This is a genomic window from Phaeodactylibacter xiamenensis (assembly GCF_000759025.1).
Taxonomy (GTDB): domain Bacteria; phylum Bacteroidota; class Bacteroidia; order Chitinophagales; family Saprospiraceae; genus Phaeodactylibacter; species Phaeodactylibacter xiamenensis.
Window position 1 is genome coordinate 159022 of sequence record NZ_JPOS01000012.1, and the last position, 25035, is coordinate 184056.

The following is a 25035-nucleotide window of genomic DNA, read 5'->3' on the forward strand; positions in this document are numbered from 1 at the left end:
CGGCGAGACAGGCTTTTTATGTAACGGTACCCCCACAAAGTTTAGCTCAGATACGATCAGTATTAACACTAATACTGAAGGCTTAGAATAGCCCAATCTTATTGAATCGTCTTGTGTAATGGCGATAGCTCGTTATAAAATGAACCCGTTTCGCCTAAAACGTGAAACCAAACTAAAGATTAAACTTGTTTGATCTTAGACATTACCAGAAAACCAAATGATGAACAGAGACACGATTACTATTGGAATATGTTTTATGCTTCTTCTATCGACAAGTTGTGTAAAAGATCAAGGCATTAATGATGACGAAGGTGAAGCGCTTCCTGATACAACATGGCTGAGCTCCAATTATTCTTTAAGTCTGGAAGGGGCTTTATCAACCTACAGCGATGAAGATATAGGATATGACTTTTGTACCGATGTCAGCACAAGGAGTATTTCAACCTACAAGCTTTACGGTGACTCCACAGTAGTTTACGAGGTAATATTAAGCCCGCTTAATATCGTTAACCAACCAAAAGTGCTCAGCTATGCGTTCTACGTTTACTGGAATCGATTTGAAGAGACAGACCTTTCGCTTTACAATGCTGTCACTGATATCATTCAAGGCCACTCCTCGCGGAAATATCATTTGCAATTTTCGATAAGGGATGAGGATGTAAGTTACTCCAATAGCTTTTTCTATACAGAGCGTACTACAAACACTGATGCCGATTCTGATTCGGAATCAATCCTTCGCATCCCTGAGAACATTGATTGCAGGGTTTACGGAGAAAGGGTAGGCGAATTAAATTTTCAGTACTCCGGATTCGTTTATTCCAATGGCAGAGCAGATTCTTTGTTTGTGGATTATTTCGATTTACAACTCTTTTTGCCTTTGTCGTTGTGAGCTGGGTGCCTCCCGTACTAAGTGCCTGGCATCATCGAAGCTTTTATTTTTTTCAAAGCCCTACATCCGCCGCACCTTCCCCTCCTGTTGCGCTTCGTTTGCCGGCTGTTCCGTCTTCAGGTCCAGGATATTGCCCATGTGGTAGCAGGTGCGGCAGCGGGCCTCATAGGTATCCTTTTCGCCCAGCACGACGGTGTGGTCATCTGCCGAAAGGCGGTAAGAATGGGTGGCCAGGTTCCCGCAGTGCTGACAGATGGCGTGCACTTTCGTGATGTACTCCGCCACGGCCAGCAGATTGGGCATCGGGCCGAAGGGCTTGCCCCGAAAGTCCATATCCAACCCCGCCACAATGACGCGCAGCCCGCGCAAGGCCAGCATCTGACAGACCTCCGGCAGGTCTTCATCAAAGAACTGTGCCTCGTCTACGCCGATGACATTCACACCCTCCGTCAGCTCCAGCAGGCGGCGGGAGTGCTCGATGGGCGTGGAGAGGATGTAGTTGGCATCGTGGGACACCACTTTGGCCTCATCGTAGCGCGTATCTACCTTGGGCTTGAAGATTTCCACCCGCTGATTGGCAATTTTGGCGCGCTTCAGGCGGCGGATCAACTCCTCGGTCTTACCGGAAAACATGGACCCACAGATGATTTCTATCCATCCGCTGCGCTGTCCCTTAAAATGCGGTTCTAAAAACATAGGCTCAGGGTTGAACGCCTAAAGTTACGGCACCGGGAAGGGATTAAAAAATAATCCGGAGCATGGGCCTGATTTTTCTGCCCCATCTTATGGAAAAGTGCGCTGCTGCAAAGGTGTGAACTTGACTGGCTCTGCTAATGTTACTAACTTTGATCTTCCGGTGGAATAGCCGGTGTGTCTAAATGATAAATATTGGTCCGCCATGATAAAAGTTGCAGAAAGCGCAAAAAGCCAGATTGCAGAGATTCGTAAAGCCAAGAATTACGGAGCCGATTACTTTGTCCGGGTATGGGTCACGAGCGGGGGCTGTTCCGGGCTAACCTATCAACTGGAGTTTTCCAATGAGGCTAAAGCCGATGATCAGGTCTTTGAAGACAACGGCGAGAAAGTCGTCACCGACCTGCGCAGCTTCATTTACCTTTGTAACACCACGCTGGAGTTTTCCGGCGGGCTCAATGGGGAGGGCTTTGTATTCAACAACCCGAATGCCTCCCGCACCTGTGCCTGCGGAGAGAGCTTTGCTGTATAGATAGCATCCCCACACTCATCAGAAACTTCAACGACAAAAAAAGTCGTTGGAGTTTCACTGTTCAGGAGATGTCTGAATGCCTTTTTTAACCAATCTTTTTTCCATGCAATCTGACCACCCTCCCTCTTGTTGCTCCAGGCATTGGTTTATCCTACTGCTCAGGTCTCTGATTACAAAAGCCTGACCGCCTATGCTACGCATCGGATATGACGCAAGGCAGTTGTACAATAATTTTACCGGGCCCGGCAACTACAGCCGTACGCTCCTCTCCAATCTCGCGGAATACTATCCGGACAATGCCTATTTCCTGTATACGCCGCGCCTGACCCGTAACGAAGAGACCCAGTTCTTCCTCAACAGTGCCTTGTACAATACCCACATGCCCCGCCGAAAAGGGTTCCCGCTGCTATGGCAAAATTTTGGCATCAAACGTGACCTGAAGCGGCAACGCATACAGCTCTTTCACGGTCTTAATCAGTCTCTGCCCTTTGGCTTATCCAAAACGGGAATTAAAAGTGTGGTCACGGTGCATGACCTGATTTTCAAACGATTCCCTAAGCAGTATACTTTTTCGCGCCGGCTGGCGCTTGACTTCAGACTTAAGTACGCTTGCCGGGAGGCAGACCACATCGTAGCTATTAGCGAAAATACCCGGCAGGACCTGCTGCACTTTTATGAGGTGCCACCGGAGAAGGTATCGGTTATTTACCAGTCCTGCCACGAGCGCTATATGCAGGAACGGTCAAATAAAACCCTGGAAGCGGTAAGGCAGCGGTACCAGTTACCTAAAGAATATATTTTATCGGTGGGTGCCATCATACCACGCAAGAATTTATCCGGGGTCATCAAAGCATTATCCATAATGCCTGCAACAGAACGGCTTCCACTTGTAGTTGTGGGCAGAGGTGCCAGGCATAAGCAGCAAATCCTTCGTTTGGCCAAGCAACTGCAACTCAGCGATCATATCCACTTTGCAGATGTCCGCTTTAACGACCTCCCGGCAGTCTACCAAAGTGCCTCTCTTTTTGTCTATCCTTCGCTTTATGAGGGCTTCGGTATTCCTATTCTCGAAGCGCTGTTCAGTAAAGTCCCGGTTTTGACGTCTGATACCGCCTCCCTGCCCGAAGCAGGCGGCCCCGGAGCACATCTGACAGACCCCACACAACCCGAAGCTATTGCCGAGGGTATCCGAAAAGTGCTTACCGATACCGAATACCAGGCCCGGCTCATCCATGACGGCTTTGAACATGCCCAACAATTCCTGGGCGAGCCCCTTTCCGAAAAAATGATCGACCTTTACGAAGAGTTGATCGGAGAAGAATACCTGACGCCGGAACAAATTACCTAACCCCCTCCCTTCATCCAAACATCGCGTTGTGGGAATGGAATGGTGACACCATTTTCCCGGAAAGCGTGGTCAACCTTAAAACGCATATCACTCTTGACATCCTCGATTCGGATGAACTCGTGCGACCAGAAGTGGAGCTCAAAGTCGAGGGAAGAGTCTCCAAAATCCACAAAACGCACAAAAGGTGCCGGGTGGCGGATGACTTCCGCATTGCTCCGCGCAATATCCAGTAGCAACTGCTTAACCAGCTCCGTGTCTGACCCGTAGGCCACCCCCACCTTGATGTAAAAGCGGGCCTTGTTGTCGTTGTGGCTCCAGTTGACAAAATGCTGAACAATCAGGCGGGAGTTGGGGACAATCACAACGATGTTATCACGGGTCTCTACCAGCGAGGTCCGCACGCCAATCCGTTTTACCGTACCGATAAGGCCGTCCACTTCCACTACATCACCGACCTCTGCCCGGCGCTCGAACAACAGGATCACACCAGAGAACAAATCCTTGAACGTTTCCTGAAGGCCAAGCCCCACGCCCACCAGTAGCGCCGCTGCACCGCCCCAAATCAGGGTAAGCGTAAAGCCAAGTGCCTCCAGCGCCATCAGCCCGGCAATGATATAAACGAAGTATTGCAACAGCTGATTGAAGGCATACTGCGAGCCCACATTGATTTGCTTGCTCCGGTAGTACTGACTGAGGATAAGCTGAATGATCATCCAACTGAACAAACGCGCCAGCACAATAATGAACGCCGCATTCAGAAGATTGGAGACTGAGAAATTCCGGGTTTGCCCGTCCTCCGCACCAGCGGGTTTATAAGTGTAAAACACCCAATCTATTTCGAAAGCCTGTACAATAAAGAGCAACGCCAGGATGTAAACGGCATATTGTACCGTACGATTCGTCTTATTTTTGGAGTCCGTCTGATAGCGGTCCAACTCCACGGGGTCTTCCCTTCGGTTACGATAATAATTGGTAACCAGCAGGCGCGAAATGACGAAGTCCAGCAGGCGGGCAAACTGCCAGATCAGCATCGCCTGAACGAAAGTGGAGATGAACAGGTTGGGTGCATTCTCATTGGTAGTCTCCACCAGCTGCCGGTCGAGTTGCAGCACCGCAATTAGCGCGACCGCTGCCATCAGGACCAGTAAGGTGCCTAAAATCCGGCGGGCTTTGCGGCGTTCCTCCTGTGGCAGCTCTAGGTGAGCGGCAATTTTTGGAAAAAGCCGGCGGGCGACCAGCCAGTACAGGAAAGCAAGCACAATCAGAATACTGGTACCCAGCACCACCTGCCCCAGGCGCAGCGCCCATCCATTGTACTCCAGTATGATCTGATCAAATATCTCCTGCATAGCCCTGATCTTGACGGAAAGTTAAGCAGACCGTTGTTGAAAACGGAATGGATGACTAAATATTTGCATATTCTTTACTGCCGGGCAGGGTCAACTTTACTCTTGCATAATTTGTATCTTTAGGCGCAACCAAAACGTCGTTACATGCTGAAACCACTGGCTCAGGTCATCTCCGTACTTTTCCACCCCCTATTGATTGTGACCTACATGCTGGTTCTCCTCTTGCTGATCAATCCCTACCTCTTCGGGGTATACAGTATTGGCGATAAGTTTAGCAAGCTGCTCATTCTGCAGGTGTTCCTGTCTACCTTTTTTATTCCCGGGTTTGCTGTAGCCATGCTGCGCTTTACCGGGCTGGTGAGTTCCCTGGAGATGAAGACGAAGCAGGAGCGCATCGGCCCCTACGTCATCACGGGCATGTTTTACATTTGGATGTTCCGCAACTTCCTGGGCAATGCACAGGTGCCTAATGCCTTTTCCGCTTTTCTGCTGGGGGCAGCGATTGGCCTGTTTATTGCTTTTTTCATCAATATCTTTTCCAAAATCAGTGCGCACGCTGTGGGTATGGGCGGCCTGTTGGGTATGGTAGTCATTACCCTGCTGCTCTTTAGCCACGACACCTTCCTCATCAATCTTGGCGCAATCGGCGTCTATGAAGTCAGCATGTACTGGGTGCTGATGCTTACAGTGCTCCTGGCCGGGCTCGTTGGCACCTGCCGCCTCATTCTGCAGGCGCATGAACCAACTGACCTCTACGGCGGTTACCTCGTCGGATTCGTATCGCAGTTTATCGCGCTGCGCTTTATGTTTTAGGACTCAAAACCAACCTTTTATGAAAGATCGCATCCTCATTGTTGGCGCCGGGCTGGTGGGCTCGCTTTGGGCCGTACTGCTTGCCAAGCGTGGCTATCAGGTAGAGGTGTTTGAACTCCGCAATGACCCCCGGAAGGCAGGCTTCAAAGGTGGGCGGTCCATCAACCTGGCTATGAGCGACCGGGGGTGGAAAGCCATGGAACGGGCTGGCATTAAAGATACGATCCGGCAACAGGCCATCCCGATGCGGGGCAGAAAAATGCATGATACCGCCGGGCAGCTTACCTTTCAGCCCTATGGCGACCAAGACCAGGCCATCTACTCTGTCTCCCGGGGCGGGCTCAATATTGAGCTGATCGATATCGCCGATCAGTACGACAACCTGAAATTTCACTTTGGATATAAGTGCCTTGGCGTAGTGGCCGAGGAGGCCAAAGCGCACTTTGAGCACCGGGATACCGGCGAGCACCTGACGGTAAATGCGGACCGGATATTCGGCACTGACGGTGCATTCTCAGCAGTGCGGCGAAGCCTTATGAAAGCCCTCCCCCGTTTCAATTACAGTCAGTCTTTCCTGGATTATGGCTATAAGGAGCTGCACATACCTCCTACAACGGATGGCAAGCACGCACTTGACCCCAATGCACTCCATATTTGGCCCCGTGGCCAGTTCATGATGATCGCTTTGCCAAATGTTGATGGCAGCTTTACCGGTACGCTGTTTCTGGCCTATGAGGGGCAAACCCCGGCTTTCGATCAGTTGAATACGGATGAGGAGATCATGGCCTTCTTCCAAACTTACTTTGCAGATGCCATCCCACTTATCCCCAACCTGCTGGAAGAATTTCGCGAAAACCCGACTTCTTCCCTGATCACCATTCGCTGCAGCCCCTGGCGCTACGAAGACAAAGTCCTGATCATGGGCGATGCTTCCCATGCGATCGTTCCCTTCTACGGGCAGGGCATGAATTCTGGTTTTGAAGACTGTACCTTACTCGATGAGCTCATTGATGCTCACGATGGCAACTGGGCGGAGATCATCGAAGCCTTCAATCATTCGCGGATCAAAGATGCCAACGCTATTGCCGACCTTGCCCTGCGCAATTTTATAGAAATGCGGGATAAGGTGGCAGACCCCAAATTCCTGTTGCGTAAGGAAATCGCTGCTCATTTTAACAAGATTTACCCGGAGTTCCTGCCGCTTTACTCACAGGTGACCTTCAGCCATATCCCCTATAGCGAAGCACTGGAGGAAGGGCATGCGCAGGACGCCCTTTTTGAGGAAATACTGGTGCTGGATGGCATTGAGCACAACTGGAAAGACAATCCCGAAGTTGACCGTATTTTCAGAAAATGGATGCAGGGGCGCCCGGTGCTGGCAACCAGCTAATACAAAACAGCCCTCAGCGCAGCGGAGCACTGAGGGCTGTTATCATTTTTGCATAACTTTTCTTATTTCTCCTCTTCCGGAGCTTTTCCCTCCATCCAGCCTTTCGTGAGGGCAACTTCCTGTAGCTGCTCCACGATGGTGCCCAGCTCTTCCGGGTAACCATAGTAGAGTTTGATTTTTTTCTGTTTGCCCTCATGCTCAAAGGTGAGGTATGTGGTCGGCAAATCCGTCACGTTATCGGTATACTCCCGCTCGTACTGATACAGATCGGCCTCAATCAGGCGGGAAAAAACCATGTTGGTGGTATCTGCCGAATAAGTCCGGTGGTGCTCCCCTTCCGGCTCTACGAAGCGGCGCCCATTGAAAGTAGCCGAACCATCGCCTTTAAGCGAGAAAACATAGGTAGGGCACTGGCCAAAGCAGCCTGTTTTCGCAATTTCGATAGAGGTGGTGGGCTCGTACTCATATTTACCGCTGCCGCACTTCTGTGCCGTAAACAACAGAAAGGCACTTGCCAGCATTAAAGTTAGTCGGATTGGACTTTTCATAGATTTCATTTTTGCCGCAAGATATTAATTCCTTGCCTTATCCACCACTTTGAAAAGGGTTCCGCTCTCCACCTGCGTATTGAGCTCCATCCCATTCAAGATAGCAAACTCTTCCAGACGATCATTCGGGATCCCATTGCTGGTCAGCAGGCTACGCAGGTTGGTGGTGCGCGGCGCTTTTACGATTTTGATGCGTTCTGGCTGTACATTGATCCTGGAGGCATCCGTCAGGCGGTCAAAACCGTTCATCGTGCGCAGGAAGCTGCTTTCGTAGTTGCCATACTGCTGCTGATACGCCATGCCCAGTAGCTGGTATACCCGCCCTTCGTACTCAATAAAGTAAAGCAGAATATTGATGACCTGCTGATTCTGCTCATCCACCTGACGCCCCTGTACCACACGGGCATTCAGTCCGTTAACCTGCCGGTTATTCCGGCTCGTCACTTCAAACTGATGGGTTTCCATATAAGCCTGTTCTGCCTGAGTCAGGTTATTCTTAGAAGACAACGAGAGGGTCATAAGGGCATTACCATCTTCAGGTGCCATTTGTACCTGACTGGGCGTATTGACCGTCCGCCAGCCATTTGGAATGGGATACTGGAACTTGAGGTCAGGATGATAAAAAGTATTGCGTTCTACATAGCCCTGACGGGGGTCTTCGCCGTAGAGCAGCCCATCGATCATATTCAGGTAAGAATCACGCCCTACCTTTAAATTACGGCCATTGGAGCGCTGCTGCCACTTTTGGGCCAGAGCCTTGGTATTTTCGTACCGGTTAGCCGGATCAGGGTGCGTAGACATGAACGTTGGCAGCCGCCCTCCGCTCTGATCGGTCAGGCGCTTCAGTGTTTGGAAAAAGTCGGCCATTTCCCTGGCATCATAACCTATTTTTGTAGAGTATTCCACGCCCAGCCGGTCGGACTCGGTCTCCGCATCCCGGCCATATTTCAGAAACAGCAGCCCCAAACCCTGGCTCGCCACATCTGCAAACTCCGCAAACTTAGGAGAGACGATGATGCCGGCAATCAGCCCTACCTGGCCAAGCATCTGACGGCTGTACTGCCGGGCCGAATGCCGGGCGGTCACGTGCCCGATTTCGTGCCCAAGCACCCCTGCAAACTCAGCTTCGTTGTTGAAGTGAGCCATAATTCCCCGGGTGAAGTAGACGAATCCACCGGGTACTGCAAATGCATTCACGACCGGCGAATCCAGCACCTTAAACTCATAGGGCAGGTCCGGCCGGTGAGAAATCCGGGCCATTAACCGGCCCTGAGTCGTAATAAACTGCTGGATTTTATCATCTTCGTATAATCCATAAGAGGCAACGACCTGAGGGTCATAACTAATACCCATTTGCACCTCCTGCTCTTTGCTGAGCAACATGAATTCCTTTTTGCCCGTCACCGGGTTGGTGGCGCACGAAGCCAGAAAACCGGCGCACAACAAAAGGAAGGAAAACTTCGTAAGAATGGGGCGTAGAGTTATCATAGTTCTTCAGCTTTGTCTTGTTTCGTTTGGTTGACATAAGCTAAAATAATAAAAGCTCACTACAAATGACACAAACCATTTGGATATATGTATCACTGGTCGCCATGGGGGGTGCCCTGTTGCTGTATGGCCTGCTCAAAATGATAGCGAGCTACAAAAAGCGCAAGCTCCAGCGATTAGAGGAAATAGAAACCCTGAACCCTGTCAAAACCGTTTCTCCTCCCGGGGATTCACCGGAAGCTTCCCTGGAACGGGCCGCCGACAATATCTCCGGGCGCTTCAGCATCATCAGAAAAGGAACAATCACCTTCTCTATCCTCATAATCATTCTGATTGGGGTACTGCCCTTCTCCACGAAGCTCCCCATTACTTCAATCTCTCTGCTGATCTCGGCCTTCGGTATCGTTTTGGGTATCGCTGCCAGACCGGTCATTGAGAATTTCATTTCAGGCATCCTCCTTAGCTTTTCCTCCGCCATCCGGTTGGGCGATACAGTAGTTATAGATGGATACTACGGCACAGTTGAGGACATCTCAATGCTGCACACGACCGTCAAAACCTGGGACTGGAAACGATACATCGTTGCGAATTCAGATATGCTAAAGCGGGAGGTTATCAATTTTTCTGTCCATGACACCTACATCTGGGCGCATGTGGAGTTTTTTATTTCTCCGGAAGCTGACCTCTCCAGCGTCCGCTATACGGCTATGCGCATCGCTGAACAGTACAACGCCAGCCAGGTCAAGGAAAAGCCCCGGTTTTGGGTGATGGAAATGGGCGAGAAAGCCATCAAATGCTGGATCGCTGCCTGGGCAACCTCTCCGGCCAATGCCTGGTCCGTACAGCACAATATCCGCACAGACCTCATGGTAGCACTACAGGAGATGGGCATTGCCACCCACCTCCATCAGCACCAATTATTATTACAGTCGGATCATCCCTTTGACACCAAAGGATAGTAAATACGAGTCAGCCACTTGGAGGTATCCGGCTCAGATGCCGGGTCCGTGACGTACTCTTCGATAGCAGGCTCTCCCGCAACTAAACCTTGCTGTTTGCAATAGCTTTCTATTGCACCATGTGCAGCACCTGTACCTTCAGGGTTACCGTAATATTCAACCAAAAGTGCCTCACTTTCTGAGATCTCAATACTTTCAAAACCCTCTAATCGATGAGCCTCTGCTAACGGAATAGCCTGCGCACAGTCCGTAGTTCCTGTAGCTTCATCCCAGGTATAGTACAGCCCGCAAGGCATACCAGCCATCGCTAGCCCTGCCTGTTCTACAGCTTGATAGACTTTCGAGGTATTGGCACCAAAAACGTCGGTCATTTCCGACATATCCACCGTTTGCCGTAAGGCTATGAAATGGCGCAACGGCAGCTCAACCGCCCGTACCTTGAACTGAGGCGCAGCGGCAGCCTTCGCCTCCACCTGCTCCTTCAGCAACTCCAGCCCTCTGTCGTAATCCTTCTCAATCGCACCTTCAAAATCCTGAAACAGCAGCATCGCATTGAAAGGGTAAGGGAACTCCGTATGAAACGCCCAGGTGGTTTCCGTACCACCATCTACCGGCTTGAACGTCCAGGCTGCATCTGCACCGCCCTGTCCCTTGAAATCTACGTGCGTGGTCAGCTCTTCCGGTGCAGAAGAAGAAGTGATCTCCATACGCCCTTCTCCTGAGTTCTCGCCTGTCCATGAATAAAATGCGCCTGTGCCTACAGAAGGGTCGCCCATAGTGACCTTCATAGCCGGGTCCATTTCCTTCCAGGGTGACCAGGATTCCCAGGTTTTCAGGTCATTCACGGTATTGAAGACCATTTCCTGCGGGGCTTCAATAATGATGGAACGACTAAGGGACACTTCGCGGGGCGCGATAAGCCCTCCAATAGCGAACAGGCCGATAAGCCCGGCCAGAATAAATAAACCAATTTTGAGGATTTGCATAATATGTAATAGGTTTTAGTGACGGGTGAACCAGACGAATTGTCAATCTACTGTAAAAATAAACAATTGTTTTAAATAAATCAATTATAAAACAAATATTTATTTTCGCAATTCAAGCGCCGCTGTCGTGCCCAATCCTATTCATCGGGTCAACCAAAGGTTTCATCCAAAAGTAGAAAAGAGTATACCCTGGGGTGGCGCACCTTTCCGCACAATTTGCGTACTTTGGAAGCGAACCCACAATTGCCTCAATCCAAACCTTATGCACCGCCTAAGCATACTACTGTTCCCATTGCTGTTCTGCACCCTGCTGCGGGCACAGAGTGATGTACAGATTAAGGTGTACGACTTTGAGGATGGGCTGAGCCACCGTATTGTCTCAAAAATTTTGCAGGATAGCGCCGGCTTTATCTGGATGGCTACCATCAACGGGCTCAACCGGTTTGACGGGTATGAATTCGTCACCTACACGCCGCAGTCCCCCTCCACCTATCTGCCACACGAATCCTTTTCCGATATGGTTATCGATGCCGAGCAGCGGTTGTGGCTGGGTAGCCCCAATTATATCACCCGCTTTGATCCGGGCAACAACCAATTTGAAGACTATAAGATCAAAGAAGGCGATGTACGCATACGGGAAGCGGTAGTCCCGCATGATCTCACGCTTGGTCTCGGCGGGCAGATCTGGTCGGCGGCTTACCATGAAGAAACAGCCACTACGCACCTTTTGCTCATGCAGCCGGATGGCCGTTATGAGGAGCTGTCACGACTTGCCGGCAGGCACATCGGGCGCCCCATGGCTCAGGTCCGGCAAAAGTTATTGCTCGGGGCCGTAGGCAATGAGCTCTGGGAACTCAGTGCTACAGGCCGTGTGCTGCAGCGGCATATTGTGCCGGTACCGGAAAGCAACCGTATCGTACAAATCGCCGGAACGGATGCCTTGGTTTATGTTCTGTGTGCTGATGGACAACTTTTCACCTTTGACCTGGCACAGGAAACCTTCAGCGAACACCCTGCCAGTATTCGTAATGCCGTTGCTTCCGCTCTTCTGGTGGAGCAGGATGGCAGCCTGTGGGTGGGCTGCCGGGGTATGTTGCTGTATTACAATGCCCTGCTGGGTAGTGTCGAAAATTTCGCGCCCAAAATCCGGTCCATTACCAAAAATACTGCTACCTACCGGCAGATTTTCCGCGATCAGTCTGGCGTGGTTTGGGTGGCTTCGGATTTTGGTGCTATACGGATCGTGCAGGCAGAACAACTCTTTGCCCATTACCTCGAAGGCGGCAGTGAGTATTGCAGCAACATTTACTGCAGCACCCGCGGCATTACCGAGGACGATGATGGGAATATCTACTTTTCCTACTACAGTTCCATCCATGTGCTTGAGCCGGAAACCGATGGGCTCCGCCCGCTTTTCCCTTTCAATGACTATTTCAATTCCCCTTTTGGGCTGACCTACTTTGATGGGGCGCTTTATACCGGAAACGGCAAGCGGATCGACCTGGAAACACTACAGGTGCGTGATATTCTCAAAAAGCCGGATAAAGACCTCGGCCATGTGGTCGTGGCCCCCGACAGCACGCTTTGGATGGGCTATCTGCAGTGGCTTTATCAATATGAGCCCACCACAGACCGCCTTATTCCTTTTGAAGATGAGGTGGGGCAATGGGATAGTTTAGACGGCAACATCAGCTATCTCCACTTCAATGCCGCTGGCGACCGCCTCTGGGTAGGCACACTCGACAATGGGCTCCACGAAATCGTGCCGGGGCAGGGCCGGGTGGCTCACTATCATACCGGAAAAGACAGCCCGGTGCCTCTTCGGAGCAATCAGGTGAATGCCATCTACGAGGATAAAGCTGGTAAGCTATGGATCGGATCGGGTGAAGGGCTCCATTGCATCCTTCCCGGGCAGGACAGCCTGGTCATTTACACCACAGCAGATGGGCTATCGAACGACTTCATCAATGGTATTTTGCCGGAAGGCGACTCCTGCCTTTGGGTGAGTACGGACAACGGGCTGAGCCGGATGGCCGTGCCCAATGGCTCCTGCACCAACTACTATGTGGAAGACGGGCTGACAGCGAATGAGTTCAACCGGATTTCCTTCTACCGCTCCCGGGCAGGACGGCTCTACTTTGGCGGATTGAACGGCATCAATGCCTTCTTCCCCGGCCCGCAGTTTCAGGAGCAACAGCTCGAAGACCAGGAAGCACACCTGCTGCTGACCCACTTTAGCAAATACGATGTAGCAGAAGATACTCTTATCCAACGCAATTACGGATTAGACCCCGGCGAGCGGGTAGACCTCTCCCCCTGGGACCGCATTTTCTCTTTTGGCTTTGCACTGGCTGACTACCGGCAGCCACTCGAAAACACCTATAGCTATAAACTCGAAGGATACGAGGAGGAGTGGAGCCCACCTGCCACCACCACCCTGGTGCGCTACAACAACATCCCTGCCGGCAGCTATACCTTCCGGGTCCGAGCCAAAGCCGGGGCGAACAGCCCTAACTGGAATCAGAGGGAACTAGCTATACCTGTGGTCGTCCACGAAGCCTTTTACAATACCTGGTGGTTTTGGGTGCTGTGCACGCTCTTGCTCAGCAGTGCCGTTTTTGGCGTTATGCGCTGGCGGATCATCCTCGCCCACCGCCGGGAGCAGGAACTGGAAGCCCTGGTACAGGAACGCACCAAAGAACTGGAAAAGGAAAAGCAAAAGTCCGAAGAACTCCTGCTCAATATCCTGCCTGAAGAAACCGCCCGGGAACTCAAAGAGTTTGGTTTTGCCAAAGCCAAGCGGCATGAATTGGTCACAGTCATGTTCTCTGACTTCAAAGGTTTCAGCCATATCTCAGAGGGCATGGAACCGGAGGACCTGGTCGCCGAGATTGACCACTGCTTCCGCGCCTTTGATGAGATCATGGAAAAATACGGCCTGGAGAAGATCAAAACCGTAGGCGATGCCTACCTCGCCGTAGGCGGCATGCGGGACACGGATGAAGATGAAGCCGTGCGCGTGACCCTGGCTGCTATGGAGATTCAGGAATTCATGGCGGGCCTGAAAATACAACGGGAAGCCGAAGGGCGTACCTGCTTTGAAGCCCGTATCGGCATACATACCGGACCGGTAGTTGCAGGCATCGTAGGCATCAAAAAATTTGCCTACGATATCTGGGGCGACACCGTCAACCTTGCCGCCCGCATGGAAACCAGCGGAGAAGCCGGAAAAGTCAATGTTTCCGAGGCTACTCATGCCTTTATACAGGACTTCTTCAGCTTTTCGCGAAACGGGAAATATACCGAAACCAAAGGGCAGGATATTGACATGTATTTCGTAGATGCTTATCTTGGGGATTAATTCCTACCTCCCTTTTCCCTCCTTTTGACGTCCGGGCTACTTTCGGAGTAGCCGCAATCCATTATCTTGTACCCAAGATCCTTAAATCCCATGTTCATGAAATATCAATGGCCACTCGCGCTCTTATGCTTAGCTGTACTCAACCTGACATTGGTTGATTTTTCATCCATACAAAATGAGGTACCGCTCCCCGCTCCTACAAACGGGGAAACGATCATTCATTTTGGAGAGGAAGAATCAAAAAATGATGCCAAAAGCCAATGGCTGGAACTCCTGCATCAGGCAGCTCCCGGCACGGACTGGAAAGCAATTGAACACCAAACCCGGCTGCGCCGGCACCGCGCCAAGGCCAGCCGGAGAATCGACCTCAGGTCGGGCTGCGAGGGCGGGCTTTTCGCCGATGGGCTTCTCCCCGGTTCGTGGCGGGAACGGGGCAGCATCAATCAGGCGGGCAGTGTTTTTGATACCGAGTACGACCCGGCTACCGACGAGCTGTGGCTGATCTCCGCAGGCGGCTCTCTTTGGCGGGGGCTGCTCGATGGCAGCCACTGGGAAATCGTGAATCAGGACCTGCGGTTTACCCCCGGGATGCTGGAATTTATTCCCTATCAAAATGGGCGGCGCATGATTGCCTTTACCGGACGGATTCCACACTACTCCGATGACGATGGCTACACCTGGCAGCAGTCCGTTGGCATCAGCCACGATGACCGCTGGGGCAACATCCACTCCCCTATCCTTGTGCAAGACAGCATTTCGAGAATTTATGTGCTCGCCAAACCGTCCTACTGGGCAGACATCCAACTGTACCGGTCCACCAGTCAGGGAGAAATATACTCGCCCGTGAGCACTTTCAACACCAATGATTTCAACCGCTTGCGTCTTTCCGCACCCCACCACTATGGCCGGATGATGCTGGTGGAGAAAGCCGCCAATAACACCGGTAAAATTTACCACGCCAATCCCGACAACGGACAGCTCGACTGGATTAACCCTTCGACCAACCTGGACTTTGGCGGGGCACGGGCCAACCTGGCCGGTACCGCAATTGCTGACAGCCTGGTACTTTATGCCTACACCAGCCCCCAGCAGGGTAGCTGGGAAGTCTGGCGCTCAGTGGACAAAGGCATGACCTGGTCAAAACGGGGAGACCTGCCCGCCCGCCCCTGGGATGTTGGCATCTTCGTCAGCCCTGACAACCCGGATGTGCTGTACATGGGCGAAGTGGAATGCTTCCGCAGCCTCGACGGAGGACAATCCTGGGAAAAAATCAATGACTGGTGGGCTTACTACTCTGATATTGCCAATACCCTGCATGCCGATATCATGCATTTTGACGCCTACGAAACCGCTGATGGCATACCTTTTACCCTCATTAGTAACCACGGCGGCTTGTCAGTATCTTATGATCAACTGGCAACGGTGGACAATATCGGCATGGAGGACCTCAATGTCAGCCAATACTACAGCGTCCGTACCGACCCTGCCAATAACCAATTCGTATATGCCGGTTCACAGGATCAGGGTTTTCAGCGCTCCCGCCATTTCGATGATCCTGGTATTCAGCGGTTTGATCAGATTATCTCGGGAGACTACGGCCATATCGTTTTTTCCAATGACGGGCAATACCTCTGGACGGTTTACCCCGGGGGCTGGGTATCCTACTATCAAAACCCCCAAAACGGCGGGATTACCGGCGATTACGACCTTGAGTCTGAGGATGAGTCTGTGTGGCTGCCTCCGCTTATGGCCAGCCCCTTCCCAGCCGATGTGGGCGCCTTTATGGCTGGTGGGAATATTGATGGTGGGCCGGGCTCTTACCTCATCCGCCTTGACCCATCTCCAAACGGAATTGCCGCCACGCAGATTGACTTCGATTTTGCCGCCGCCTCCGGCGATGGAGAACTCTCTGCCATGGAAGCCTCACCTCTGGACTACAACCGCTGGTACGCCGCGACTACCAATGGCCGGTTTTTTACCTCGGATGAGGCTGGCTATACCTGGGAACAAACGGTGAATTTCATTCCGGAAGGGCACTACCTCTACGGCCAAACGATCTACGCTTCCACTCAGGATATTGACAAGGTTTACCTGGGCGGGAGTGGTTATTCCAATCCACCGGTATACGTCAGCACAGACGGAGGGCAAAACTTTACCGATATGTCGGAAGGCCTGCCCTCAACGCTGGTCTTTGAAATCACCGGCACGCCAGACGAAGCCTACCTGTTTGCGGCAACAGAAGCCGGCCCTTACGTTTTCATCACAGCAGAGGAGCGCTGGTACTATCTGGGGGGCGACTGCTCGCCCGCGCAGACTTACTGGTCGGTAGAATACCTGCCTGAGATCCACACCGCCCGCTTTGGTACCTATGGCCGGGGCATTTGGGATTTCGAACTCGACCCGGTTGTGGCCAGCAACTCCACAGCAGCGCCTATCGCTAACCTTGTTATTGCCCCCAATCCGGTGAGAGAACAGTTTACCGCCAATTTGCCGGAAGGCACCTGGGAACTACAACTCTTCAACAGCGCCGGGCAGAGTATGCAGGTGTGGACTGATGTGCAAGGCACCGTCCAATGCCAGGTTTCCGCTCTGCCTAATGGCACCTACTATCTGCTGGGACGCTCAGCAACCGGGGAGGTCCGAAAACAGCCGGTAGTGCTTCAGCGGTAGACCCAACTGAATCTTTCCAAAATAAGCCCGCCAAAGTTGCGTTCTATCATTAAAACCAATAACTTTGAATTTCAAAGTACTCTAAAATGACAACTCACCACCAAGAACACCTGGAAGCGCTGACAGAAATCCGCAGCATTATGGAGCGCTCCTCCCGTTTCATTTCCCTTAGCGGCCTCTCCGGAGTAGCTGCCGGCATCTGGGCGCTGCTCGGTGCGGTTGCCGCCTTTTGGTATCTGGGCGCAACGCCTTTCGAAGGCACCATACCCTATGACCGCATTTCCGATCACCCCACCGGACTCGACCCTATCAGCTTCTTCTTTCTTGATGCGGCTCTGGTGCTGATTTTGGCGCTGGCCACAGGCATTTACTTCACGACCCGGAAGGCACGCCGGAAGGGATTGCCTGTCTGGGACCGGCTCACCCGCCGGCTCCTGATTAACCTGTTCATTCCGCTGGCGGCTGGGGGGATCTTTTGTCTGGCGCTCATTAAACATGGAGAAGCCGACCTCATCGCTTCAGCTACCCTGATTTTCTATGGGCTGGCACTCTTCAATGCCAGCAAGTACACCCTCAACGACATCCGCTATCTGGGCCTGATGGAGGTTGGGCTGGGGCTTATCTCCGCTTTTTTTACCGGATACGGGCTGGAGTTTTGGGCCATAGGCTTCGGAATTCTGCATATCCTTTACGGTACTGCTATGTACTTCAAATATGAGCGGGAGGCATGAAACACATCATCACCAAATTAAATCCTGCTTTTGACCACCGGGTACGGCTGGGCATTATGTCTGTGCTCATGCTGGAAGAATGGGTAGACTTCAGCAGCCTGAAGGAAACCCTCAACCTGACCGACGGCCGCCTGGCTTCCCACATCAAAGCCCTGGAAAAGGAAACTTATCTGGAAGTCCGAAAACGTTTCATTGCCCGGAAGCCTAATACCTCTTACCGGGCTACAGATGAAGGGCGCAAGGCTTTTCAGGCCCACCTCGATGCATTGGAGGCATTGCTGCGGGCTGGCAATAGCGGGCAGCCAGAGTAAGGTCTCTATTTTTTTACCTATTAACTTTGAAATACAAAGTACTTTATGAAAAAGAACATTAACCTTCAGCACCCCTTAACCAAATTGGCACTATGGATGACTGGTGCATTAATTTACGTACAACTCTTCTACGATGCCTACCTCGGGCTAAATGTGGTGGTCTTTGCGCTCACGGCTATTGGCACTGCGGCACTGAGCTACCCTGAACTCCGGCACCAAAGCGCATCCCGCTGGCTGGCAGGGGCATTGCTCAGCAGTGCGGTGCTGGTGGCCTGGCGGAATTCTGACCTTTCGATTATAGCCTTCTTCCTCTCTTTTCTGATTTTCACCGGGCATTTGCACCAGCGGCCACTGCGCTTCCTCTGGTTTGCCGGCATGCTGGGCATCACCAAGCTTCTTGGCAGCCCGATAGCCGCGTTTTATCAGCTGATCCGTTCCTGGCAGCCCCTGGCCTGGAAACCGGCATTCCGCTGGGCACCCTTTGCAGTCCTGCCGGCAGGGCTCGGGCTGGCTTTCGGAACGATTTATTACCACGCCAACCCGCAATTCGCGGCCTTTTGGCAACGGTTCTGGCCGGGCAGCTGGCTGCAATTCAACTGGGATGTGGGCCAAATACTCCTGTTTATGATGGGCTGCTTTGTAGTTGGTGGCCTGGTCTGGCCTTCGCTGTGGGGCGATTTCCTCAAAGACTGGGAAGCCCCTTTCCGGTCAGTGCTGAAGCGCAAACGGGGCACACCAAAGCCGGAAGTGGGCACGCTGGGGCTTAAACGAGAGTACCAAACCGGGGTTTTCAGCCTGGCTGTGCTGAACGGGCTTCTCTTTGTGGCTAACCTGGCGGATTTGCGTTTCGTCTGGATCAACTACGGGCTGGCCACGCCGCAGGAGCTGAGTCAGTACGTGCACGAGGGCACTTATCTGTTGATCTTGTCTATCCTCATGGCGATGGGGGTGTTGCTCTGGTTCTTCCGGGGCAATCTCAATTTTTTGCCGGATAACGAAAGGCTGCGGTGGCTGGCTCATCTGTGGCTGGCACAAAATGCGATGCTGGTCTTATCGGTAGGGCTACGCAACTGGCAGTATGTGGCCAACTTCGGGCTGGCGTACAAGCGCCTGGGCGTATTTGGCTTCCTGATTGCCACACTAGGCGGACTATGGCTGGTTTACCTCAAAACGCGGGAGCAACGCACCATCTCCTTTGTGCTTCAAAAATCTGCACAACTGGCATTGGTGCTCCTGCTATTGTACAGCACCGTCAACTGGGACCGGATGATCACGCGCTACAATATCCGGCAGGCTGCCCCCGGCCAACTGGACACTGATTTCCTGACCCGCGAAGTCTCTCCGGTCAATTTGCCTACCCTTTGGGAAGAGCGGCACCGCCTGCAGATTGCTGCCGGTTGGACAGATGAACAGCTGGAGCGCAAACTAAAATCGGTTAGCAGGCAACTGAGCAGGCAGTACCAGCCTGGCTGGCGCTCCTGGAACTATACCACCTCAAGGGCTTACCACAGCGACCCGTTCCGGGAGGTCAGGTAAGGCAATCGGAAGGGGCCTCCTCCGCTGGATTTTGCTGGTAAAGAGACCAGATTTCCTCCGGGCTAAGGGCGCGGCTGTATACCCGCAGCTCGTCGAGGACGCCCCTGAACCGGCGGGCGCTGCCCTGTTGGACGCAGGGGCTGTTGCCAAAGGAAAGGGGGACTGAGTTGGAAATGTCCACACCGCTGCAGCGGAAAGCTTTCTGGGCCAGGCGGCCGTTGACGTAGGTAAAAGCACGGGTGCCCTCCCGGGTGATGGCGAAGTGCATCCAACGGGTGGTGTCGAGACCGGGGCTAAGCCCGGGATAGAATTTATGAGGGTTCTCGTGCACCAGGGTAGTAATTTCCTGAGCATTAAGGTCGAGCAAAATGTCCAGCATATTGTAATCTTCGCACTCCTCCCGCTTGGACAACAGGCTTTGCTGAAAAACCAGGTACTGCTCCGGCTTAAAATAAAAGCTGACCGTAAAGTCTGAAGTGTTGAAATAACGGTTGACCGATCCTTCAAATTCCACAAAGTCGTCCACACCATCGAACAGCAGGCCGCTGCCCTCTATACCGCACCAACAGCTCGTGCTGCCGTACATCTGGCCGTGAGAACCATTGCCCGAATCATCTCGGGCATCACAATGGTTAAAAGAGTAGTAAGCCACAAGGCCAGCTTCGGGAATAGCAGGTGCAAAGGGCGGCGTGGAGGCCAAAAGCCCACTCAGGAAGAGGAGTAATGCGCTATGGATCAGGGTTTTCATAAGGCAAATTTGTTATCCCTTAAGATATGAAAATTTCAATAAAGTATCCATGGGCTCGTCTTCCCTGTGTCAGGTTTCTGCACTGGCTACTGCCCTAAACCTTGAATTTGCTACCTTTGCAGGATGAAGAAACTATTGATCCTGGACCGCGATGGTACGCTTATCCTGGAGCCGGAAGGCTATCAGATCGACAGTCTGGAAAAGCTGGATTTCTATCCCGGTGTTTTTCAGCACCTGTCCCGTATTGTGAAAGAACTGGACTTCGAGCTCGTCATGATCACCAATCAGGATGGGCTGGGTACAGAGGTTTTCCCGGAGGAGACTTTCTGGCCGGCGCACCGGAAGATGATGAGCGCTTTTGAGGCCGAGGGAATCCCCTTCATTGACGTGCTGATTGACCGAAGTTTTCCGGAAGACAACGCCCCTACCCGTAAGCCGCGCACCGGGCTGATGACCCCCTACATGAACGGCGATTATGACCTGGCGAATTCTTTTGTCGTGGGCGACCGCCTGACGGATATGGAGTTGGCCAAAAATCTGGGCGCAAAGGGCATCTGGCTCAACAATCAGCCTGACCTTGGAGCCGATGAGGTCGAAGGGGACAACCGGGCCGTACATGAAGCTATTGCCCTCACCACCACCGACTGGGGCGACATCTACCGCTTCCTGCGCCTGAGCGAACGCACTGCTAAGGTACAGCGGACCACCAAGGAAACCGACATTCTCATACAGCTCGACCTGGACGGCACGGGCAAGAGTGAGATTGATACCGGGCTGGGGTTTTTCGATCATATGCTCGACCAACTGGCGCGCCACGGTGGGCTCGAACTGGCTATCAAGGTCAGTGGCGACCTCGAAGTGGACGAGCATCATACCATAGAGGACACCGCACTGGCACTGGGCGAGGCTTTCGCCAAAGCGCTGGGCGACAAGCTCGGCCTGGAGCGCTACGGCTACGCCCTGCCAATGGACGACTGCCTGGCACAGGTAGCCATTGACTTCGGTGGTCGCCCCTGGATCGTTTGGGAGGCGGAATTCAAGCGGGAGAAAATTGGCGATATGCCTACCGAGATGTTTTTCCACTTCTTCAAGTCCTTTTCCGACGCGGCCAAAGCCAACCTGAACATCAAAGTGGAAGGCACCAATGAGCACCACAAAATTGAAGCAATCTTCAAAGCCTGGGCGCGGGCCATCCGAATGGCGAAACGCCGGGATACGGAGCATTTGCAGTTGCCAAGCACGAAGGGCGTATTATAAAATTCACCCCTTGCATTTATTAGGCGAAACCACTACTTTAGGCTAAAACAGATTTTTTCATGGAAGCAGTAGCGACAAGACGGTATACTTTGGAAGAGTATGTTGCTTTGGAAGAGCAAGCGGACGAAAAGCACTTTTTCCATGAAGGGAAAATTGCACCTATGGGCTACTCTTCAGATGAGCACGGCATGATTGTGGGCAATATCATTGGTGAGCTGCACCCACTGTTAAAGGGCACAGACTATCGCAAATACCCCAGCGACCGGATGCTTTTTGTCCCCGATTGTCAATTGAACTATTATCCGGATGTCATGGTGGTCAAAGGTCAGCCTGTTTTCCATCAACATTCGGCCCGTATGAAGGCAACGCTGAATCCTTTTGCTATTCTGGAGGTTTTATCCGAGACAACAGAAGAGGTGGACCGCGTACAAAAATGGCGCTGCTACCGAATGATCCCAAGCCTGCAGCAGTATTTTATGATTGCACAGGACCGGATGTATATTGAGGTTTTTAACAGAATTGACGAGCGCCGATGGGAAAACACCTATTTGGATAGCCCACAGCAAAAGCTCCGGATCGCCGGGTTCGACATCACGGTTTCAGAAATTTATCGTGGTATCGCATTCTAACCTGGGCAAGACCTTTTCACTCCACAATACTTATGAAAGTAGCCATCATCGATTATAACGCCGGCAACGTCCGGTCGGTACAGTTCGCCATGCAGCGCCTGGGCATTGAAGCACACCTGACTGGAGACGCTGCCGAAATACAAGCCGCCGAAAAGGTGATCTTCCCCGGCGTGGGCGAAGCGAATACCACTATGGCTTATCTTCGGGAGCGTGGGCTGGACGAGGTCATCCGCAACCTGAAGCAGCCGGTACTGGGTATCTGCCTGGGCATGCAGTTGTTGTGCCGGCATTCTGAAGAAAACGATACCGATTGCCTGGGCATTATCCCACAGGAAGTGGTGCGCTTCCGCCCAAAGCAGGGTGAAAAAATCCCCCACATGGGCTGGAACAGCATCCGCAATCTGGGCGACGGGCTGTTTAGCCCCGGGCTGGAAGGGGAATACGTCTACTTTGTGCACAGCTACTACGTGGAGCAGGGGCCCTATACCACTGCGACCACCGAACATGTACTGCCTTTCAGCTCTGCGTTGCAAAAAGACAATTTCTACGCCACTCAGTTCCATCCGGAAAAATCGGGCAAGGTAGGCGAAGCCATTCTTAAGCACTTTATCCAACTTTAGTATGCACCCCATCCCCGCTATTGACATTATTGAAGGCAAATGCGTGCGCCTGACACAGGGCGACTACGACCGCAAGAAAGTTTATAACGAAGACCCGCTGGAGGTAGCGAAGGCTTACGAAGCACATGGCCTGCAGCGCCTGCACCTGGTCGACCTCGACGGCGCTAAAGCCAAGCAGATCGTCAACTACAAGGTACTGGAAACGCTGGCGACGAAGACCAACCTGCATATCGACTTCGGCGGCGGGCTGAAGTCAGATGAAGACCTGAGGGTAGCCTTTGATAGCGGCGCTAAGCAAGTTACCGGCGGCACCATAGCAGTGAAGCAACCGGCGGTATTCGAAGCCTGGCTGCAGCGTTTTGGGGCAGAGCGCATCATACTGGGCTCCGACGTAAAGGATGGGAAAATTGCCGTCAGTGGCTGGCAGGAGCAAAGCGAGCAGGAGCTATTCCCGTTTCTGGAAGGCTACATCTCGAAAGGCATCAGGTACACCATCTGCACCGATGTCTCCAAGGATGGTTTGCTCGAGGGCACCGCCCTGCCTTTGTACAAGGATATCCGGTTGGAATTCACCGGCCTGCAACTGATTGCCAGCGGTGGCATCAGCAGCCTGGACGAGCTGGACGAGCTCCGGGACATTGGCTGTTTTGGTGCCATCATCGGCAAAGCTATCTACGAAAATAAGATTTCACTGCAGGAACTGGAGCAGTGGGTGCTGAAGAGCTGAATTACATCCAGGTTACCTTCTCTTCAATCGGCCCCCGTTTGCCAGGCAGTTCCGGCAGGTTGTGATAGCCCATATAGAACAGCCCCAGGCAGCGCTCCCCTTCCTGTAGGTTGAGAAATTCGCGGTCTTGCTGCAGGGCTTTGGCAGAGCTCCAGTAGCTACCGATGCCGTGTGCCGTGCAGGTCAGCCACATATTTTGAACCGCACAAGCCACCGCAGCGATTTCTTCCCACTCCGACACACTTTCCTCGGGGTCGCGTTGCATGCAGATGGCAATCACGCAACCGGAGCGTAGCGGCTTTTGCAAGTTCTTCTCGTACTTCCGCTCAGAAAACAATTCGCCCTGCGCTTTCATTTTGTACAACTCAGCCAGCCGCTCACCCAACCGCGCACGGGAGTCGCCCGTGAATACGCGAAAGCGCCAGGGTTCTGTAAACCGGTGAGTAGGTGCCCAGTTGGCGTTTTCCAGTACCTCCTCAATGATAGCCTTTGGAATAGGCTTATCAATATAGGTCTTGGGGAAAATCGCCCGGCGGCGGCGGATCAGCTCAGTGGTTTGTTCAGGCGTAAAGCTCATGTGGTCTCTTTAGTTTTTTGAATAGACACCTGAAGTGGCCCTTTTGTTTCCGTTGCCTGCTCCTGAAAAAAGCGTAATTTTGCGGCTCAACCATAGGACCGTACCGTGAGTAACCCTGTCAGCATTTCTGGTGTTATCATTACGCTAAACGAAGCGAGGCACATCCGCGCCTGCATCGAATCGATGCTGCCGGTGGTGGACGAGGTCGTAGTGGTCGACTCTTTCAGTACAGATGAGACCCCGGCTATTTGCCAGGAACTCGGCGTGCGTTTTTTGCAGCACCCGTTCAAGGGGCATATTGAGCAAAAAAACTACGCCATGCAGCAGGCGAAGTACGACTACGTGCTTTCGCTTGATGCCGACGAGCGGGTTCCCGAGGAGATGGCTAAAGCTATCCTGGCAGTAAAACAAAACTGGGCTGCCAACGGCTATGCCTTCAACCGGCTAAACAACTACTGCGGGCGTTGGCTGCGCTACGCCTGGTACCCCGACCGTAAAACCCGGCTTTGGGACCGGCGGCAGGGGCAGTGGGGCGGCACTAACCCACACGACAGGGTTATATTGCCCAAAGAACAGATTCGGCATTTGCCTGCGGATTTGCACCACTACCCCTACCGCAACGTATTGGAACATGCCGAACAGCTCCTAAAGTTTGCGGACATTGATGCAACATTCAAAAATGCAGAAGGGCAACGCGTTTCTTTATTCAGGGATTTAATCCTGGGGCCCTATTTTAAGTTTTTCAAACTTTATATTCTGAAGCGGGGTTTTCTGGATGGCCTTTACGGTTTTCTTTATTGCTGTATGGCCGCCGGTTTCAACTTCCTGAAATATGCCCGCTTGTGGGAACTCAACCGTCGTCCTGCCAAATAA

23 protein-coding genes are annotated in these 25035 nt (G+C 52.5%); 16 read left to right on the top strand and 7 right to left on the bottom strand.

Going from position 1 to position 25035, the window contains the following annotated elements; all coding sequences use genetic code 11:
* The first annotated feature begins 217 nt into the window (after window positions 1-217).
* On the top strand, window positions 218-889 hold the full coding sequence (locus IX84_RS04265; RefSeq protein ID WP_044216830.1) for a hypothetical protein: 672 nt from the start codon (window positions 218-220) through the stop codon (window positions 887-889).
* A gap of 60 nt (window positions 890-949) precedes the next feature.
* Here the strand turns inward: IX84_RS04265 and IX84_RS04270 are convergent, their stop codons facing one another.
* Entirely contained in the window at window positions 950-1585 is a 636-nt protein-coding gene (locus tag IX84_RS04270) for a thymidine kinase (protein WP_044216831.1), read from the bottom strand.
* 202 nt (window positions 1586-1787) lie between these two features.
* Between IX84_RS04270 and IX84_RS04275 the strand changes: the two genes are divergently transcribed.
* Together IX84_RS04275 and IX84_RS04280 are read left to right on the top strand one after the other, a co-directional pair.
* Window positions 1788-2114: a HesB/IscA family protein gene (locus tag IX84_RS04275; RefSeq protein ID WP_044216832.1), complete on the top strand. Its 327-nt coding sequence runs from the start codon at window positions 1788-1790 to the stop codon at window positions 2112-2114.
* 190 nt (window positions 2115-2304) lie between these two features.
* Window positions 2305-3462, top strand: a complete 1158-nt coding sequence (locus IX84_RS04280; protein ID WP_044216834.1) for a glycosyltransferase family 4 protein — start codon at window positions 2305-2307, stop codon at window positions 3460-3462.
* On the opposite strand, the gene IX84_RS33895 is transcribed toward IX84_RS04280, so the two are convergent.
* Window positions 3459-4811 carry a mechanosensitive ion channel family protein gene (locus tag IX84_RS33895; protein WP_202965203.1) on the bottom strand — a complete coding sequence of 451 codons (1353 nt, stop codon included), beginning with the start codon at window positions 4809-4811 and terminating at the stop codon, window positions 3459-3461. The two genes, IX84_RS04280 and IX84_RS33895, sit on opposite strands and share 4 nt — an antisense overlap.
* A gap of 144 nt (window positions 4812-4955) precedes the next feature.
* Here IX84_RS33895 and IX84_RS04290 point away from each other — a divergent pair, with 144 nt between their 5' ends.
* Window positions 4956-5624 (top strand): hypothetical protein, encoded by a 669-nt coding sequence (locus tag IX84_RS04290; protein WP_081968608.1) that lies wholly within the window; start codon window positions 4956-4958, stop codon window positions 5622-5624.
* Between the two features lie 19 nt (window positions 5625-5643).
* A complete protein-coding gene (locus IX84_RS04295; RefSeq protein ID WP_044216835.1) occupies window positions 5644-7014 on the top strand; it encodes an FAD-dependent oxidoreductase in 1371 nt (456 codons plus the stop codon).
* A gap of 62 nt (window positions 7015-7076) precedes the next feature.
* Here IX84_RS04295 and IX84_RS04300 read toward each other — a convergent pair whose 3' ends face one another.
* The gene (locus IX84_RS04300) at window positions 7077-7562 is read right to left on the bottom strand and encodes a DUF6438 domain-containing protein (RefSeq protein ID WP_152604911.1); all 486 of its coding nucleotides are present in this window, start codon (window positions 7560-7562) and stop codon (window positions 7077-7079) included.
* Window positions 7563-7586: 24 nt separating this feature from the next.
* Window positions 7587-9050, bottom strand: a complete 1464-nt coding sequence (locus IX84_RS04305; protein ID WP_044216838.1) for a M48 family metalloprotease — start codon at window positions 9048-9050, stop codon at window positions 7587-7589.
* 65 nt (window positions 9051-9115) lie between these two features.
* Here IX84_RS04305 and IX84_RS04310 point away from each other — a divergent pair, with 65 nt between their 5' ends.
* The gene (locus IX84_RS04310) at window positions 9116-10009 is read left to right on the top strand and encodes a mechanosensitive ion channel family protein (RefSeq protein WP_044216840.1); all 894 of its coding nucleotides are present in this window, start codon (window positions 9116-9118) and stop codon (window positions 10007-10009) included.
* On the opposite strand, the gene IX84_RS04315 is transcribed toward IX84_RS04310, so the two are convergent.
* Window positions 9985-10995 (bottom strand): SRPBCC family protein, encoded by a 1011-nt coding sequence (locus IX84_RS04315; protein WP_044216841.1) that lies wholly within the window; start codon window positions 10993-10995, stop codon window positions 9985-9987. The two genes, IX84_RS04310 and IX84_RS04315, sit on opposite strands and share 25 nt — an antisense overlap.
* A 262-nt stretch (window positions 10996-11257) precedes the next feature.
* Between IX84_RS04315 and IX84_RS30670 the strand changes: the two genes are divergently transcribed.
* The 5 genes from IX84_RS30670 to IX84_RS04340 all read left to right on the top strand — a co-directional run bounded on the left by IX84_RS30670 (window position 11258) and on the right by IX84_RS04340 (window position 19604).
* Window positions 11258-14356 carry a ligand-binding sensor domain-containing protein gene (locus IX84_RS30670; protein ID WP_052515755.1) on the top strand — a complete coding sequence of 1033 codons (3099 nt, stop codon included), beginning with the start codon at window positions 11258-11260 and terminating at the stop codon, window positions 14354-14356.
* Window positions 14357-14452: 96 nt separating this feature from the next.
* Complete coding sequence (locus tag IX84_RS04325) at window positions 14453-17026, top strand: hypothetical protein (protein ID WP_044216842.1); 2574 nt, start codon at window positions 14453-14455, stop codon at window positions 17024-17026.
* Window positions 17027-17112: 86 nt separating this feature from the next.
* The gene (locus IX84_RS04330; protein ID WP_044216843.1) at window positions 17113-17757 is read left to right on the top strand and encodes a hypothetical protein; all 645 of its coding nucleotides are present in this window, start codon (window positions 17113-17115) and stop codon (window positions 17755-17757) included.
* Window positions 17754-18068 (top strand): winged helix-turn-helix domain-containing protein, encoded by a 315-nt coding sequence (locus tag IX84_RS04335; RefSeq protein WP_044216845.1) that lies wholly within the window; start codon window positions 17754-17756, stop codon window positions 18066-18068. Before IX84_RS04330 ends, IX84_RS04335 begins: the two co-directional genes overlap by 4 nt.
* Before the next feature lie 45 nt (window positions 18069-18113).
* Window positions 18114-19604 (top strand): DUF4153 domain-containing protein, encoded by a 1491-nt coding sequence (locus IX84_RS04340; protein ID WP_044216847.1) that lies wholly within the window; start codon window positions 18114-18116, stop codon window positions 19602-19604.
* On the opposite strand, the gene IX84_RS30675 is transcribed toward IX84_RS04340, so the two are convergent.
* Complete coding sequence (locus IX84_RS30675; RefSeq protein ID WP_052515756.1) at window positions 19597-20352, bottom strand: LamG domain-containing protein; 756 nt, start codon at window positions 20350-20352, stop codon at window positions 19597-19599. The two genes, IX84_RS04340 and IX84_RS30675, sit on opposite strands and share 8 nt — an antisense overlap.
* A gap of 123 nt (window positions 20353-20475) precedes the next feature.
* Between IX84_RS30675 and hisB the strand changes: the two genes are divergently transcribed.
* From hisB to hisA, 4 genes are read left to right on the top strand one after another with little or no spacing between them, the layout of a single operon-like run.
* On the top strand, window positions 20476-21609 hold the full coding sequence (gene hisB, locus IX84_RS04355) for a bifunctional histidinol-phosphatase/imidazoleglycerol-phosphate dehydratase HisB (protein ID WP_044216853.1): 1134 nt from the start codon (window positions 20476-20478) through the stop codon (window positions 21607-21609).
* A 59-nt stretch (window positions 21610-21668) separates the two neighbouring features.
* Entirely contained in the window at window positions 21669-22238 is a 570-nt protein-coding gene (locus IX84_RS04360) for a Uma2 family endonuclease (RefSeq protein WP_044216854.1), read from the top strand.
* A 32-nt stretch (window positions 22239-22270) separates the two neighbouring features.
* On the top strand, window positions 22271-22858 hold the full coding sequence (gene hisH / locus IX84_RS04365; RefSeq protein ID WP_044216855.1) for an imidazole glycerol phosphate synthase subunit HisH: 588 nt from the start codon (window positions 22271-22273) through the stop codon (window positions 22856-22858).
* A 1-nt stretch (window position 22859) separates the two neighbouring features.
* The gene (hisA, locus tag IX84_RS04370; RefSeq protein ID WP_044216856.1) at window positions 22860-23585 is read left to right on the top strand and encodes a 1-(5-phosphoribosyl)-5-[(5-phosphoribosylamino)methylideneamino]imidazole-4-carboxamide isomerase; all 726 of its coding nucleotides are present in this window, start codon (window positions 22860-22862) and stop codon (window positions 23583-23585) included.
* Window position 23586: 1 nt separating this feature from the next.
* On the opposite strand, the gene IX84_RS04375 is transcribed toward hisA, so the two are convergent.
* Window positions 23587-24162, bottom strand: coding sequence for a nitroreductase family protein (locus IX84_RS04375; RefSeq protein ID WP_044216857.1), 576 nt, complete (start codon window positions 24160-24162; stop codon window positions 23587-23589).
* Between the two features lie 105 nt (window positions 24163-24267).
* Here IX84_RS04375 and IX84_RS04380 point away from each other — a divergent pair, with 105 nt between their 5' ends.
* Window positions 24268-25035, top strand: coding sequence for a glycosyltransferase family 2 protein (locus IX84_RS04380; RefSeq protein WP_044216858.1), 768 nt, complete (start codon window positions 24268-24270; stop codon window positions 25033-25035).